This is a genomic window from Planomicrobium sp. YIM 101495 (assembly GCF_009707665.1).
Lineage (GTDB): Bacteria > Bacillota > Bacilli > Bacillales_A > Planococcaceae > Planococcus.
In genome coordinates this window covers 1,333,021-1,347,872 of sequence record NZ_WLZW01000001.1, presented here as the reverse complement: position 1 = coordinate 1,347,872, position 14,852 = coordinate 1,333,021, and the positions used below count along the sequence as shown (strand labels likewise).

At 43.7% G+C, this 14,852-nt stretch carries 10 protein-coding genes and 2 pseudogenes; 11 read left to right on the top strand and 1 reads right to left on the bottom strand.

All coding sequences use genetic code 11. The features are described 5' to 3' along the window. Positions 1 to 39 precede the first annotated feature (39 nt). The 9 genes and pseudogenes from GIW82_RS06665 (at position 40) to GIW82_RS06635 (ending at position 10,712) form a co-directional block, all read left to right on the top strand. The gene (locus GIW82_RS06665; RefSeq protein ID WP_154749071.1) at positions 40 to 1,005 is read left to right on the top strand and encodes an ABC transporter permease; all 966 of its coding nucleotides are present in this window, start codon (positions 40 to 42) and stop codon (positions 1,003 to 1,005) included. Between the two features lie 12 nt (positions 1,006 to 1,017). Next, the gene (opp4C, locus tag GIW82_RS06660) at positions 1,018 to 1,914 is read left to right on the top strand and encodes an oligopeptide ABC transporter permease (protein WP_154749070.1); all 897 of its coding nucleotides are present in this window, start codon (positions 1,018 to 1,020) and stop codon (positions 1,912 to 1,914) included. A gap of 27 nt (positions 1,915 to 1,941) precedes the next feature. Continuing rightward, complete coding sequence (locus GIW82_RS06655; RefSeq protein WP_154749069.1) at positions 1,942 to 3,438, top strand: carboxypeptidase M32; 1,497 nt, start codon at positions 1,942 to 1,944, stop codon at positions 3,436 to 3,438. A 44-nt stretch (positions 3,439 to 3,482) separates the two neighbouring features. Beyond that, the gene (locus tag GIW82_RS06650) at positions 3,483 to 5,534 is read left to right on the top strand and encodes a CocE/NonD family hydrolase (protein ID WP_154749068.1); all 2,052 of its coding nucleotides are present in this window, start codon (positions 3,483 to 3,485) and stop codon (positions 5,532 to 5,534) included. A gap of 219 nt (positions 5,535 to 5,753) precedes the next feature. Continuing rightward, on the top strand, positions 5,754 to 6,020 hold the full coding sequence (gene tnpA / locus GIW82_RS15070) for an IS66 family insertion sequence element accessory protein TnpA (protein ID WP_483313239.1): 267 nt from the start codon (positions 5,754 to 5,756) through the stop codon (positions 6,018 to 6,020). 112 nt (positions 6,021 to 6,132) lie between these two features. Then, a pseudogene (locus GIW82_RS15040) lies at positions 6,133 to 6,542 on the top strand (thiamine biosynthesis protein MoeB); the annotation flags it as partial. Between the two features lie 242 nt (positions 6,543 to 6,784). Next, the gene (locus tag GIW82_RS06645; RefSeq protein WP_154749067.1) at positions 6,785 to 7,246 is read left to right on the top strand and encodes a hypothetical protein; all 462 of its coding nucleotides are present in this window, start codon (positions 6,785 to 6,787) and stop codon (positions 7,244 to 7,246) included. An 855-nt stretch (positions 7,247 to 8,101) separates the two neighbouring features. Continuing rightward, positions 8,102 to 10,093: a putative bifunctional diguanylate cyclase/phosphodiesterase gene (locus GIW82_RS06640; protein ID WP_230309209.1), complete on the top strand. Its 1,992-nt coding sequence runs from the start codon at positions 8,102 to 8,104 to the stop codon at positions 10,091 to 10,093. Positions 10,094 to 10,292: 199 nt separating this feature from the next. Further along, entirely contained in the window at positions 10,293 to 10,712 is a 420-nt protein-coding gene (locus GIW82_RS06635) for a sporulation protein (protein ID WP_154749066.1), read from the top strand. 42 nt (positions 10,713 to 10,754) lie between these two features. On the opposite strand, the pseudogene GIW82_RS06630 reads toward GIW82_RS06635, so the two are convergent. Beyond that, positions 10,755 to 11,260, bottom strand: a pseudogene (locus GIW82_RS06630) (IS30 family transposase); the annotation flags it as partial. Between the two features lie 593 nt (positions 11,261 to 11,853). Here GIW82_RS06630 and rpoN point away from each other — a divergent pair. Next, positions 11,854 to 13,098 (top strand): RNA polymerase factor sigma-54, encoded by a 1,245-nt coding sequence (gene rpoN / locus GIW82_RS06625; protein ID WP_154749065.1) that lies wholly within the window; start codon positions 11,854 to 11,856, stop codon positions 13,096 to 13,098. 21 nt (positions 13,099 to 13,119) lie between these two features. After that, positions 13,120 to 14,724, top strand: coding sequence for a sigma-54 interaction domain-containing protein (locus GIW82_RS06620; protein ID WP_154749064.1), 1,605 nt, complete (start codon positions 13,120 to 13,122; stop codon positions 14,722 to 14,724). Positions 14,725 to 14,852: the final 128 nt, after the last annotated feature.

Sequence of the window (14,852 nt, the reverse complement as noted above, 5' to 3'; positions counted from 1 at the left end):
CATAGCACACTCCCTTCTCTACATAACGGGGGTTTCAATATGTATAAATATATAATAAGAAGATTATTGGTTTTTATCCCGATGATATTTCTCCTGACTATCATCATTTTCGCTTTGGCCACGGCGGCTCCGGGTGATCCGTTGACCGGTAAGAAAGTTGACCCGAGCATTTCTCCGGAAGTATACGAGCAGCAGCGGGAAGAACTGGGACTGAATGATCCACTCCCTGTCCAATACTTCAATTGGATAAGTTCTTTTGCCCAGGGAGACTTTGGCGAATCGATGTTTTATAATGGCCGCTCTGTAGAATCACTGATCGGAGCACGGCTTCTGAATACAGTCTATTTAGGGCTCTTTGCTTTTGCGATCACCTTGCTGGTTGCTATTCCCTTAGGAATATACTCTGCGAAAAAACCTTATTCCTTACTGGATTACGGAGGAACAGCATTTGGTTTTATAGGCTTGGCTATTCCGAACTTTTTCTTCGGATTGATTGCGATTTATGTGTTCTCAATCACCTTCGGCTGGTTTCCTGCACAGGGGACAACCTCTGACCCCAACTTGACGGGAGCGGCAGCTTTGCTGGACCGGCTGCATCATATGGTATTGCCTGGTCTCACACTTGCGCTTGCCGGGACAGCAACTTACATGCGTTATATGAGATCTGAAGCCCTTGATGTTTTAGGCAGCGATTATATCCGCACTGCAAAAGCAAAAGGAATGTCGGAGAGAAGTATCGTCTTTAAGCACACATTGCGAAATGCCCTTATCCCGATCATAACATTGACGGGTTATGAATTTGGCGTGCTGCTTGGAGGCGCCGTCATTACTGAGCAGGTTTTCAATTACCCGGGACTCGGGACTTTGTTCATCGATTCCATCACGAATCGTGATTATCCTGTCATTATGGCTATTAATCTGCTCTTGGGGGTTACTGTATTGTTCGGAAATCTGCTCGCAGATATTCTGTACAGCGTGGCCGATCCAAGAATTCGATATGATTGAGGTGGACAGCAGATGGTTGTAAACAATACAGAAAAAAGTGATCTGAAAACAGTAAATAAAACGCCGTTTCAATTAACTTTGAAACGGTTCATGAAAAATAAACTGGCTGTGGCCGGCGTCATTACACTTTCACTTATCATTTTAGCGGTGATACTGGCTCCGTTGCTGACGGAGCACGATCCGACAAAGGGCGACCTAATGCTGATTGAGCAAGGCCCTTCGAGTGAGCATATTCTGGGGACAGACGGCTCTGGAAGAGATAATTTTGCACGTCTGTTATATGGCGGCCGGATCTCGTTGATTGTAGGCTTCGCAGCCACGCTGTTCTCTTTGGCGATTGGTCTTGTGACAGGTTCGATAGCCGGTTACTATGGCGGCCGAATCGACAGTCTGATTATGAGAGTGGCGGATTTATTCCTGGCTCTGCCGTTTTTCGTACTTGCGCTGACAATCATTGCCATTCTTGATGAAGTGACAATCAGTGTATTCGTCACCATCATTGCGATTACGACCTGGCCGAGTCTGACCCGGATCATCCGGGGATCGTTCCTGTCTTTGAGAGAGCAGGAATTCATTTTAAGTGCCAAGTCGTTGGGAGCAAGCGATTTCCGCATCATTACAAAGCATTTCCTCCCGAATGCGATTGGGCCAATCATTGTAAACGCTACTTTGATGATGGCAACCATGATCATTGTGGAATCAGGAATGAGTTTCATCGGCATGGGGATTCCACAGCCAACACCAACGTGGGGGAATATGCTGTCTGAAGCACAGAATATCCGGGTTTTGCGGGACCATCCGGAAGCCTGGATTCCTCCAGGCTTAGGCATTTTATTGACGGTTCTCTCCATTAACTTTATCGGAGACGGATTGCGGGATGCCTTCGATCCGAAGAGCAACCGCAGATAACAGGAAAGTAAGTGAGGAGGCATTTAATTGGTAATACAGAAGGAGAAAGACGCGTTTTTGGCACTGCTCAAAGAGCAAAGTGTATTAAAGAACATCACGTTCATGATGCAATGGGACACGCACGCAAATATCCCCCCAAAAGGGTTGGATGACCGGCTCGAGTCAGTCGGTTACATCTCGGAGAAACTCCACCAACTTAATACATCTGACAAAATGAAATATTATATTGACCTGTTTAAAGAGGATCCGGATGATGAACTCCTCCGGCAAATTGCCCTGGAATGCGAAGCGCTTTACGATAAGAACCGGAAGATTCCGCAGCAATTACATAAAGAATTCGTCATGCTCAAAGCCAAGTCAGAAGCGGTCTGGCAGGAGGCAAGAAAACAATCGGATTTTCAGCTTTTTCAGCCTTATTTGGAGAAGATGGTTGCGTATAATCAGCAATTCACCGATTATTGGGGCTATGATGCCCACCGGTACGATGCATTATTAAATCAATATGAACCGGGCATGACAGTGGAACTTTTGGATGGTGTGTTTCCGAAATTGAGAACGGCGATTATTGATTTGCTGGGCAGAATCAATGGAAGCGACAAGGAAATAAACGAAAGTAAACTGACGAAATATTTCCCGGAGGCAAACCAAAAAGAATTGAGTTTGGCTTTGCTGAGCAAGATTGGATTTGACGGTCAGGCTGGCCGGTTGGATACTTCCGTCCATCCTTATACATTCGCATTTCATAAGAACGACGTCCGGATTACGACACGGTATAACCCGAATGATTTCCGGGAATCTGTATCGAGCGCCCTTCATGAAGGCGGACATGCCTTATACGAACAGAATTTTGCAGACAAATTGCGAAACACCCCTCTGGCAGAAGTGAGTTCGATGGGGATGCACGAGTCCCAGGCCCTTTATTGGGAGAGTTTCATTCATGGCAGCAAAGAATTTTGGGAAGCGAACCTGGATGTATTCAAAACTCATGCGCCGAAGGAATTTCATGATTTGACGGCGAGCGACTTGTACCAATCGAGCCATGTCGTGAAGCCTTCTCTGATCAGAGTCGAAGCAGACGAAGTCACCTATCCACTCCACATCATGATCCGTTATGAACTGGAGAAGGCGTTATTGGACGGAGAGGTCAAAATGAGCGACCTCCCGGGAATCTGGAATGAAAAAATGAAAGACTATCTTGGCGTCGCTCCACCTTCTGACCGGGAAGGGATCTTGCAGGACATCCATTGGTCCAGCGGAGATTTTGGTTATTTTCCTTTATATACAATAGGCATGATGTACGCTGCGCAGCTTCATCACACGATGGATAAAGAACTGCATGTGAAGCAGCGGGTCCGGAACAATGAATTGGAACAGATTAAGGGATGGCTGACGGATCATGTGTACCAATACGGAAAAAGCAAAAAGCCGCTCGATATCTTAATGAATGCCACAAATGAGCCGCTTAACCCAGATTATTTGATCACGTACTTGACTGGAAAATACAGTGATTTGTATGAGGTTTAATAAAAATTGCTGGGCAAGCAGCAAGAAAGGTTGGATAAGAAAGTATGGTTTTTAACGTAAAAGACTCAGGAAATCGTAAAACGGTAAAAGAATTTCCGAAACAGATTAAGAAACTGGAACATGTTTTTATCCCGATGTCGGACGGATCGCGTTTAGCAGCCGACATATGGCTGCCGGAGGATGCATGGGAAAACCCGGTTCCTGCTGTGTTGGAATACCTTCCTTACCGAAAGAATGATTTTACGGCGATTCGCGATTCCATCAGACACCCGTATTTCGCAGGCAATGGCTATGCAAGCATTCGTGTTGATATCAGGGGAGCGGGTGATTCAGACGGCATCCTGCTCGATGAATACACGAAGCAGGAACAGGACGATGCGCTGGAAGTAATCGATTGGATCGTCAGCCAGCCGTGGGCGACAGATTCGGTCGGAATGATCGGGAAATCATGGGGCGGATTCAATGGACTGCAGATTGCAGCTCGCGAGAATCCACATTTAAAGACCATTATCACCCTTTGCTCCACTGACGACCGATATGCAGACGACGTCCATTACCGGGGCGGAAATGTTTTAGCGTCTGATATGCTGTGGTGGGCTTCGACGATGTTTGTCTATAATGCAAGACCTCAAGACCCTGCAATAGTTGGGGAAAGCTGGCGGAAGAATTGGTTCGATCGACTGGAAAACACGCCGCCATTCGTCGAAGAATGGATGGTGCACCAGCGCCGTGATGATTACTGGAAGCACGGTTCCGTGTGCGAGGATTATTCGAAAATAACGATTCCTGTGTTTGCCGTCGGCGGCTGGCAGGATGGCTATACAGATGCCATCTTCCGGATGATGGAGAACCTTCCAAACGAAAACAGCAAAGGATTAATCGGCCCGTGGGCACATGAGTACCCGGAAGTTGCCACGCCGGAACCGGCAATCGGCTTCCTGCAGGAATGCCTGCGCTGGTGGGATCAATGGCTAAAAGGAACGGATACCGGAGTGAAAGAAGATCCAAAACTGATCTCCTGGATTCAGGAAAGTGAATTGCCTGCTGTTACATACGATCAGCGCCCGGGTAAATGGGTGGCGGATGAAGCCTGGCCATCTCCAAACGTTTCGAAGAAAAAGCTGTACTTGAAAGAAAATGAGTTGGGCGAGACAGCAGATGAAACAGGAAACGTCTTTGTCCCCAGTGTTCAGGAACAAGGAATGTACACAGGGTTGTACTGTCCATTTGGACAACCAGGCGACGCACCCGGTGACCAGCGTCTGGACAACGGCAAATCTGTGGTGTTCACCTCAAGCCCGCTCGAAGAAACCATTGAAATGCTCGGACACCCTGTATTTCACGTGGAAGTCTCCAGCGATCAGCCCCAGGCGTCGATGGCTGTGCGTTTATGCGATAAAGCGCCAACAGGAGAATCCACGTTAATCAGCTGGGGAATGCTCAACCTGACGCACCGGGATTCACATGAATTCCCTGAACATCTGGAACCAGGTAAAAAATATCAAGTGTCCATCCAACTGGATGCATTGGGTCAGGAAATCCCGAAAGGTCATCAGCTGGAGCTGGCTGTATCGCCAACGTCGTGGCCACAGGCATGGCCGTCACCGAAACCCGTGATATTAACAATTCATACGGGCGAAAAGACAAGTCTTGAGCTGCCGGTCCGGACACCGCAGGAACAGGATGATTCCATCCAATTCGAACGTCCCGAAACAGCGGAAGTCATGGAAAGAGAAATCATCCGGACAGAAAACCGCACACGAAACGTTATCAACGACGTCACAACAGGCGTCTGGAGACTCGAGGACTTTTCGGATGAAGGCGAACGAAAATTGCCTTCCAACGGCATCCAATACGGAAGCAAAAACAAAAACACCTTCACCATCAAGGAAAAAGATCCTTTATCTGCTCACGTGCAATGCGAGTGGGAACTCGAAGTGAAGCGTGATGACTGGCAAACGAAAGTGGAAAGCCATAGCGAAATGTCCAGTGACGAGAAAAATTTTTATTTGATCAATACGTTGGTGGCTTTTGAGAATGGGGAGGAAGTCTTCCGGAAGATGTGGGAGAAAGAAGTTCCTAGGGATTTTCAGTAAAAAGTCCGCTTGTATCAAACGCAATTCAGTATTTATAAACGAATTGAATGCCAATAATGATGTCTCTGAAAACCATACTGGTTTTTGGGGACATTTTTTTCAAGGTAATTCAGAAAAAGGAATTGTCTTAATAAGTAAGCGTCAAATAGCGAACACGTTTTAATAGAAGATTCTTCGTGAGATACTCTTTCCAGAATTGAATTTCTGGGAGGAGTTTCTTTGATAAGAAAAGAGAAAGTCCTGTATTGGTCAGGTCAAATCAGCGAATATCGAAAAAGTGGAGAACCATTGGCCAAATGGTGCGAGAAAAATGACGTCAAAATCCATACGATGAAATACTGGTTGCGCAAACAGTCGCCCATCTCCAAACAAAAACCTGAGACCGCTTGGGTCGCCTGTAGGGTGGAGGAGCCTGTGAGAGAATTTTTTCGTCCCTGTGTTAGAAAAAAATCTACAGAATTCAGAAAATACAATACATTTGTATAAGGAAGAATTCGAGAAGCCAGTGGAATTACCTTTTCCGCATCTGGGTTGTATTTTTATCCACTGAGCAGAATTGTCATGAATTGTACCGTACACAGGGAGTGGAGAGTGATGAAAAATTTTGGTTGAAGACAGAGTTCAGTTGAGAAATAAGCTGGTCTCGTTCGACCTTTGCAAAAACCATCATTCTTCTATGAATGTCGATCAGGTTAAAAAAGAAGATAGCCCTTCTTGCGGGGCGGGGCGCACGTATCCTTACCTTTCTTTCTCCAACCAAACGAAACTGCGGTTTTGTGCGGAAGGGACACGGTGCAGATCCATCCTCCCGAACCGCTAGAAAGGGACTTGGAAAGCTTAGAAAAAGCGCTGTCCGCGCAGCAAGGAACGGTTTCGCGCAATCTATATTTGCTGTCTTTCTCGACCACACACCATCGCCTCGTCATTTTTAAGGACGGCCGTGTTTTGATTCATGGAACAAAAAGCATTCCTGAAGCGAAAACTTTGTATCACCGTTATTTAGGGTGATATTGAATGGAGGTTCAGGTGGCTGGATCGCAAGGAAGGGATTCTGCAGAGTGCTGAAACTACACGACAATTAAATCGAGAGAAGACGCCAAGCTCAAGGCGTCTTTTTCGCGTCCAGCGAAGTTGTAAAGGAAAGCTTAAGGGAGCGGGAAGAGCGGAGAGGTGGTAAAATGGTGAAAACAAGCAATGGACGTTAGTGCGCCATTCCAAGCGCATGCATGCTTTTAAAAAAGGAGCCTACTATGAACAGATTAGTCAGCAAAAAAATGAGCGAGATGCTCGAGGTTTTCGAGAGTCTGCCGAACTGCCGGATCGAACCGGACAAGGGTGATCGCTTGCTGATCGCTAGCAACAAGCCGGTCCCGTGGAGCGAGTCGCTGGAAGCGCGGTACGGCGAGTCGACTTATAAGATCGGCTACATCACGCCGCATAAAGCGTCGCTTGGGCTGTACATTGATTTTCCGCACGGATATCTGGATATGGACCGGGTCGAGGAGGTCATGAACCCGGAAGAGACGCTGTATTATTACCCGCCAGGTGAGCGGGCTCCGACGGTAAAAAGTTGGTGGCGGTTCCGCTCAGATGAGAAGTTCGACAGTATTCACATGGTGTTGCGGAAGATCGAGCTGGAGATGTATGATTTCAGCCGGGACGACTGGAAGCAACTGATGGAAGAAATTACGGGTGTGCACGCGTTAAAATGACGACCTAGGGAAATAAAAAATTCTACAGAATTCTGAAAGTACATAACAATTGAATGAAGAGAAGGCGCCGAGCTTAAGGATTCTATATTCTGGAGCAAGGCGTCTTGTTTTTTTATGGAAGAAGTGGAATTGTCATGAATAATTTTTTCGTCTCAGTGTAAGAAACAATTCTACAGAATTCAGAAAATACAATACATTTTATTAAGGAAGAATTTGAGAAGTCCGTAGAATTAACTTTCCCGCGCCTGGGTTGTATTTTTATCCGCCGAGCGGAATTGTTATCAATTGTACCGTACACAGGGAGTGGGGAGGGAGCCTCAGAAAACACATGACAATTGTATAATTTGCAACACACCAAGCTTAGGAAGGGAATCCTCCTGGGTTTGGTGTTTTCACGTTTATGCGACTTACGGAATTGTGCCGAGCACGGGATTGCAAATCGAGTTTAACTTCATTGAAATAATTTGAATTTCTAATCTCGTATTAGTAAAATGATGGAAAGGCTATTTTTTTGAGAGATTGTTTATCAGCAAGTGGATTGGACATGCCGGTTTTTGACGCACAGGAGGAACAGCCATGTTTAAAAATAACAGTTTTCCCATTTCGCTTATGGTATCGCTAATTTCTTTGTTTTACATTTGGACGATTACGTTCCAGGAAAGTCCTGGGCTGATTTACATCGGTATGAATGTGCTTCAAATTCTTGTCGGATCGGTAAGCTTGACGTGGCTTTTCTTGGCTTACCGAAATGCTGGGCGCAGGCAGAAGAACTTCTGGCGGTTACTATTTGTTGGGGTGGCGGTCCACCTGAGTTCCAGTTGGCTGTGGCTTTCCTTCCAAATCAGCCAAGGAGCGATGGATTCAACAAATGTATCATATGTGATCTGGCTGGTTGCCTACTTCTTTTTCCTGGCAGCCTTGATTTCGAAAATCCGGGAGTTGAGCAGTGGGTTTTCCGGCCAATCCTTTATTTTCAATATCACTGTATTTATGATTACGGTGGGAGCAATCAGTTTCCATTATTTGATTCAGCCGGTTCTGGAATTGTCCGGGGAATCATGGCTGGTGACTTTGACTACTTTAATTTATCCGGTGGTGGATTTGACGATTTTATTCGTCCTTACCATTTTGTATTATTTGATCCAGAAACATAAACAGCAGGAAATCCTTTTGTTGTGCCTCACCGGTTTTTCCCTCCAGATAGCAGCCGATTTCATATTTGCCTATCTCTCTTTCGAGGAAACCTACCGCGTCGGCCATTCTGTTGATCTTATCTGGATGCTGGCCACGTTGTTCATCGGTTTTGCAGCGTATTATGCAAAACCGGGAATGGGTTCTCCTGGATGGCTGGTCAAAGATTCAGTCAGGGATAAAGTGGCGCTTTTCCCTTACGTAAGTATTCTGACGCTCTTTGTATTGGTTATTTACAGCAATCAGTGGGAGCTTAATGCGCTCACTGCAGGATTGTCAGCAGCGTTTCTGCTGGTGCTTGGCAACCAGCTGCAGGTTCTCCGCAAAAACCAGCAATTGGTGGGGCAATACAGGCACTTGGCTTACCATGACCCGCTGACTGGGTTACGTAACCGGGGCAGTTTCGTTAAAGAAGTTAGACGTCTCCTGAATGACTACCCTTCCAGTAAGACGGCACTCCTATTGATTGATTTGGATCAATTCAAAGTAGTGAACGATACACTTGGTCATCATTCCGGGGATCAAGTGCTTATCGGGACTGCCAGACGGCTGGAATCAGTGATTGATAAGAAGATGCTCCTCTTTCGTTTGAGTGGAGATGAGTTCACCATAGTGATTACGAATGCAACAAATGAAAAATGTGTTGAAGTTGCTGAGAAGTTACTGGATCTTTTCCAGGAATCTTTGAGTATTGGTGAATATGAAGTGAATGTAACGCCGAGCATCGGTATAAGCACATCCCCTGCGCATGGCCGGACATTGGAAGAATTGATGAAAAATGCGGATGCCGCAATGTATCTGTCGAAAGAAAATGGCAAAAATGACTATAAATTTTTCAATGCCGAACTAAGCCGGATAAAAGCCCGGAAGATGACCATTGAAACAGAATTGAAAAAAGCGATCCAGAAGAATCAACTCCAGCTCCATTACCAGCCAAAAGTCAATCTCTACAATAACGAAGTGATCGGGATGGAAGCTTTGTTACGATGGAACCACCCTGAGCTTGGCTCGGTTTCTCCGGCTGAATTCATACCGGTTGCCGAAGAGACAGGACAAATTGTTTCCATCGGGGAATGGGCGCTGCGGGAAGCCTGCAGGCAGAACAAGCAATGGCAGCAGATGGGCTTGCCTTCATTAACCGTGTCGGTGAACGTATCGGTGCTGCAATTCAAAAACCACAAGTTCCTAGATTCAGTCCGGAAAATCGTGGATGAAACCACGCTCGATACCGAGTACCTGGAGCTGGAAATTACCGAAAGCATCCTGCAGAACATCAAGGAAAGCCAAGAGATTCTTGGCGCTCTGCGCGAAATGGGAATAAAAATTTCCATTGACGATTTTGGCACAGGCTACTCTTCATTGCATATGCTGCAGAAGTTACCAATCGATACATTGAAAATCGACAAAGTATTCGTGGATGAGCTGGATGCTGATGTAATGGATCCGATGGTGAAAACGATCATTGACCTAGGGCTGAATTTGAATTTAACGATTGTCGCGGAAGGGGTCGAATATGAAAATCAGAGGAAGTTACTGGTCGAACAGGGATGCACCATCGGTCAAGGCTACTTTTTCTCGAAACCGATCGCGCCAGCTGAATTTGAGGCGTTCATTCAATCACGTCCGTGGGAAGGAAAGGGTTCTACAGGATTCTGAAAAAAAGAACGTTAAATAGAGGGAAGACGCCAAGCCTAAGGATTCTATCTTTAGGAGCAAGGCGTCTTGTTTTTTTATGCAAGCAGTGGGATTGCCATGAATTGTATCTCTCCTTGGGAACGCAACCGGAATTGCAATAACGTTTAACAGACGCGCTTTGGTGGTAAAGTCTATTACAAAAATTGGAGGTTTCCCAATTATGGCATTCAGAGATTTTTTATCATCAATCGGATTTGGTTCGATGAAAGTTGACACAGTTGTAGAGAGGCCGAATTTGAAAGAAGGCGAAACCTTGAGAGGCACTGTCTATTTCGAAGGGGGAGACTCTGATCAGGAAATCGAATTTGTAGAATTGCAGGTCATTAAGCAAGTTGATGAATACCGGTCAGACAGTGATTTCTCCGTGATTGAAACGGTGGTCGGTAAACAGACGATGGAATTTGCGAGTGCGGTGAAATCGAAAGAAAAGACCATGCAGCCGTTTGATATTGTGCCGGATGAGCATTGGATCGTGGAAAATCCGAAAGGAAAACTTCTTTTACGGACTATTGTCCATATCGATAATGGAGTGGATGCAAGAGATGAAGACGAGATTACTTACGGGAAGAGTGAGGGCTGATATTTCAGCTCTTTTTTACGTTTTATTACAGTATCACGTTTGTCAATTTAAGCTAGACAGATCGACTCCATTCAGGTGACTCAAAAATGCCTCCAAGGGTGTGCGGTAATTCAGTGACTTCCTCGGAATGTTATTCCGCTTGTCAGCCACCGAAGAAATGAACGATTGATCCACCGCGTTGAAGTCCATGTCCTTTGGCAGGCCATCTTTTCGAAGGAGCCCATTGGAATTCTCATTCAAGGCACGCTGAGAAGGCGTTCCCGGGCCCGCAAAATAAATCGAGACGTCGTGTTGGTTACACAGTGGTTTCCAATTGGAAAATTCCTTTCCGCAATCAAACGTGATGGATTTGAAGAAATTTCTCGGCATCCCTGAAACCACTGATTCAGCGTGGCTTCAATATCGCCAGCCTTGCGTCCAGCGGGTTTCAAGGCGATGATGACTTTCGTCAGCCGTTCGACCAGCGTGATCACCGCACTTTTGTGACGCACGCCCACGATGGTGTCGCCTTCGATGTGTCCGAATTCGTTCTTGAAAGAAGGGGAATCGGCTTCTCATCACCCCTCTGTTTTTCTATGGTCGGAAAATACATTTAGAGTGCACCACGAATGGCTTTTTTAGTTGTCTAGCTTAATTTTACAATCGGCGGTATGAAAGAGTTGAATAACTCTGCATTGTGAATTTTATAAAGGCTACTTATTAAGAACGTGTGGCTTTATTAAGACTTTAGCTTTCATGTGTCATTGTATTCTTTAACAAACTTCTTTAATGAATATAGGTACCTTATAGTATCTAAGACAAAACCTCTTCGCCTGTACAGACAACATGTTAGAAAAAAATTAATTATATCGATAGAAGGCAGCCATTCACATAGAAGCTAATGCCTCACTTAAGAAGCCCTATTTCCCTCGAACAAAAAGTTTTAAGTAAGATGGTTTAACGTTTTTGTAGGAAGTAAAATTCACATGAATAATCTATTTCCAATACAGCACGTTTTGCAAGAGAATTTATACTCTAAGGAGAAGAAAGAAAACATCCGTAAGTTCTGCTGCTGCAATGTTTCAATAGAGCACCTCTTTAATTTAGCTTACGTTAGATGTATAATAGTCAGAATAAATAAAATTAGAAGGGTGCATCAAAAATGTCTCTGAAATTAGAAACGACATTAAAACAGAAAATGATTATTTCACAGACGATGGTCCAGTCATTAGATATTTTGTCGTATTCCGCTGAAGAGATACAATCATGGCTTAAAGAGCAGGAAGAGAAAAACCCTTGCCTAAAATTTGAGAATTACAGAAGAGATGTAATTACTCTTGATAAAGACATTAGAGGGAATGAAGATAATTTTATTCAAGAGGTTATGGAGCAATTGCTGGGTTCGAATATCTCAAAGCGGACTTTGGAGCTAGTGAAACTCATACTAGCAGATTTATCGGATACAGGTTTCTTGACTCAGTCAAGAGAAGAAATGTCGGCTTGCTTCCGTTCAACAATTAAGGAAGTTAATGAAGCGATTGCACTAATTCAATCATGCGAACCGAAAGGAATGGCGTGTAAAAACCTTCAGGAATTTCTAGTTCTGCAGGCAGATAAAATGCCTATTTTCGTAAAAGATATTTTATCGAATTATTATAATCTATTTCTACATCAGAAATGGGGGCATTTATCAAAGGAATCAGGCTACTCGCTTGAAAAAATTAAGGAAACCGCAGGATATATTTCAAAGATGAAAACGCGTCCACTTTCTCGAGAAGGAAGCGGGCCAATAAATGTAGCAGCAGATATTACTGTGGAAATTTGTCATGGAGAACTGGAAATCACACTTCATCCCCATGCTTTTCCACAGACGGCTTACGATTTTGGTTTCGTAAATGCTTGGAATGCTGATAAGAAAGCAACGCGTTTTTTGAGAAGCCAAATGCTAGAGGCAAAGATGTTGGCAGAGCAGTTGCAACTTCGAAGAGAAACAGCACATCGGATTATTGAAAAAATTGTTGATAGGCAAGAAAGGTTCTTTATGGAGGAACCAAATCAATTAAAGTCTTTGACAATGACGGACTTGGCAAATGAATTGAATTTGAGTGTCTCAACAGTGAGCCGAGCTGTACAAAGTAAATATGTGGAGACGCCGCACGGGCTTTTTTCGATGAGACATTTCTTTGCAAATTCCAATAATTTTCTTGATGAGTCAAAGATGACGAAGAATCAATTGAAAAATTTCATTTATATCGCCATTAAAAACGAAGACAAAAAGAAACCTGTTTCAGATCAGAAAATTGTTGAAAGACTTCATGAGAAAGGAATAGATGTATCGCGGCGGGTGATTGCGAAATATCGCGATCAAATGAATTTGCCTGCTTCATACAATAGGAAGATATGGTGAATCAGTAAAGGGGGCGGAAACTTGAGTATTTTCATAATAGATCAAAAAGGTCAAAGCTACCAATCGGTGATTGAAGAAGGGGAGCCGGTGGAGAAGGAATTGTGCAAAGTACTCTCCATTAAAAAACACAAAGGTGAATCTATCATTTTGAGCGGCAGCGGAAAAGAGGCTTATCATATAAAAGAGTTGGATAAGCAGAGGGTGCTCGTATTACCCATTGATCCGGAGCAATTTGATGAGATGATTTTAAATAGTAAGCGGTATAAAGATATTGAAGAAGAGTTGAAATCAATTTTGAATTCCAGTGGAGAGCTTGTTACTATCGTCAATAGTCAAGGCGTAGTCGAGCGGGTCAGCTCAAACTGCAAGAAAATAATGGGCATCGAGATGAAGGACTTTGTAGGCAAATCGATTTTTGAGTTGGAAGGGGCTGGTATTGTCAGCCTATCTTCTACAAAAAAAGTATTGGAGACTTTAAAAGAAGTGAACTTGACGCAATATACAAAAGGAAATAAACGGTTATATGTTCAGGGAATTCCGATTTTTAATCAAAACGGATCACTTGAGAAGATTCTCAACATTTCTAAAGACGTAACAGAAGAATCAATCCTTAGAGAGAAATTAAAGAAAGCTGAGAAAGAAGTTGAACTCTTAGTAAATGAGGTAAATAAACGATATGAAGACAAGAAACTCATCATCAAATCGCTAAAGATTGAAAAGGTATATTATTTACTGAACCGAGTGGCTAAAACTGATGCAACAGTACTTTTTCTCGGGGAAACCGGTGTCGGAAAAGGTGTATTTGCCCGTCATTTACATGAAATAAGTGATCGGAAAAAGCAGCCTTTTATTCATATTAATTGCAGTGTGCTGCCCGAACATTTGATTGAATCTGAGCTTTTCGGGTATGTTAAAGGTTCTTTTACAGGAGCAAATGTGCAAGGCAAAAAAGGATTAATCGAAGCTGCTGACAAAGGTACTTTATTTCTAGATGAAATCGGCGAGTTGCCTCTACAAACACAGGCTAAGCTTTTGCAAGTATTACAGGAAAAATCTTTTATGCCAATTGGCAGGACGGTTCCGGTTAAGGTAGATGTCCGTATTATCGCAGCAACGAATCAGAACTTAGAATCAATGGTGGAGAAAGGAACATTCCGAAGTGATTTATTTTACCGGCTAAATGTTGTGCCTGTTTCAATTCCACCTTTACGTGAGAGGGAGGAAGATATTCCTTTTCTATTACAGCATTTTTTAACCGTATTCAATAAAAAATACAAACGTTCTTGTAATTTTTCAACAGATACAATTGATCGGTTTACGAATTACGAATGGCCTGGAAATGTTCGAGAACTTGAAAATATAATTGAAAGATTAGTGATTACATCTGCAAAAAGTAAAATAGAACGCGAAGATTTACCGGAACAGATGAATGAAAAACACCAATCTCAGCGACACCCCAATGATATAGGAGGGACATTGAAAGAAAAAATGGAGCGCTTTGAGAAGGAGATTCTAGTTGAAGCAGCAAAAAATTGCGACAATTTAAGTGAAATATCTCAGCAATTGAAAGTAGATGTCTCTACCGTCAGCCGGAAAATGAAAAAATACGACGTCAATTTGCAATAACGCAATTTAAATGCATTATTGCAAGAAGTAACAATCGTATAGGAATAGTCTGTATAGTCGCTCAATTCTAAATCCTTTGCATATTAGCAAAGGGTTTTTTTAGTACAGTTTTTAAAAGCTTGATATAA

Coding starts and splice junctions, on each gene's coding strand:
- GIW82_RS06665 (WP_154749071.1), top strand. CDS start 40: ATGTATAAATATATAATAAGAAGATTATTGGTTTTTATCCCGATGATA.
- opp4C (WP_154749070.1), top strand. CDS start 1,018: ATGGTTGTAAACAATACAGAAAAAAGTGATCTGAAAACAGTAAATAAA.
- GIW82_RS06650 (WP_154749068.1), top strand. CDS start 3,483: ATGGTTTTTAACGTAAAAGACTCAGGAAATCGTAAAACGGTAAAAGAA.
- GIW82_RS06645 (WP_154749067.1), top strand. CDS start 6,785: ATGAACAGATTAGTCAGCAAAAAAATGAGCGAGATGCTCGAGGTTTTC.
- GIW82_RS06640 (WP_230309209.1), top strand. CDS start 8,102: ATGGATTCAACAAATGTATCATATGTGATCTGGCTGGTTGCCTACTTC.
- GIW82_RS06635 (WP_154749066.1), top strand. CDS start 10,293: ATGGCATTCAGAGATTTTTTATCATCAATCGGATTTGGTTCGATGAAA.
- rpoN (WP_154749065.1), top strand. CDS start 11,854: ATGTCTCTGAAATTAGAAACGACATTAAAACAGAAAATGATTATTTCA.